Here is a 1,009-nt window from a genome sequence, read left to right on the forward strand (position 1 = left end):
TCAGCCCGCCGACGGTTCCTGGATGGTCAGCGGGCTGTCGCGCTTGTCCTCGGGCTCCATGTAGATGTTGTTGGCGCCGAGCGACAGCTGGCGGTAGTTGTTGGGATCGGTGATGTCCTGCGGCTGGCGGGTGGTCGCCACCGAGTAGGACATCGGCACGTTGACGAAGGTCTCCGACTGGGTGTTGATCCACATGCCGAGCACACGGCTCTTGCGCCGCACCACCACTGGCCGCGCCGGACCCTCGAGCACGACATAGACGTCGTAGCGGCCCTGGCGGTTGATCAGCGGGTCGGCGTTTTCGAGCGCCCCGAAGATGGTGAGGTCGGCACCGGCGAAGTCGGCGGTGATGGCGACGCGGTCGGTCGAAAGCCCGATCTGGATGCTTTCGGGATGCGCTGCTTCCTGCGCGCGCGCCGGACCTGTGGCCGCAAGCACCAGGGCTGCGAGACATGCCGCGACCCGCATCACAGAAGCCCGCTCACGCCGGTCAGCGAATAGAGGTTCTGCGGCTTGACGAACAGGTCGAAGCCGAGGCGCAAGGCAACGGCCAGCACCAGCAGTGCCAAGAGCGCGCGCAGCTGTTCGCCGCGCAGCTTCTGGCCGGCCTTGGCGCCGTATTGGGCGCCGGCCACGCCGCCGACCATCAAGACCAGCGCCAGCACGATGTCGACGGTCTGGTTGGTCGAGGAGTGGACAAGCGTGGTGAAGGCCGAGACGACGACGATCTGGAACAGCGAAGTGCCGACGACGACGTTTGTCGGCACCTTGAGCAGGTAGATCAGCGCCGGCACCATGATGAAGCCGCCGCCGACACCCATGATGGCGGAGAGGAAGCCGATGCCAGCACCAATGCCGAGCACCGGGATGACCGAGACGAACAGCTTCGAGGTGCGGAAGCGCATCTTGAAGGGCAGGCGGTGGATCCAGTTGTGCTGGCCCGACTTCTTCAGTGCCGGCGGCACGCCACCTTTGGTCAGGCGCAGCGCATTGACGCTTTCGATCAGCA

Annotated in this window: 1 protein-coding gene and 1 pseudogene; both read right to left on the reverse strand. The window is 65.6% G+C overall.

Annotated features, from left to right (window positions below; all coding sequences use genetic code 11):
* Positions 1 to 6 precede the first annotated feature (6 nt).
* A pseudogene (locus tag ACSQ3E_RS30835) lies at positions 7 to 468 on the reverse strand (TIGR02186 family protein); the annotation flags it as partial.
* Positions 468 to 1,009: sulfite exporter TauE/SafE family protein (locus ACSQ3E_RS30840; RefSeq protein WP_436125512.1), on the reverse strand; the 542-nt coding region annotated here is incomplete at its 5' end. The pseudogene ACSQ3E_RS30835 and the gene ACSQ3E_RS30840, both read right to left, overlap by 1 nt.

It is taken from the genome of Aminobacter sp. LjRoot7 (genome assembly GCF_964252895.1).
GTDB classification, from domain to species: domain Bacteria; phylum Pseudomonadota; class Alphaproteobacteria; order Rhizobiales; family Rhizobiaceae; genus Aminobacter; species Aminobacter aminovorans_B.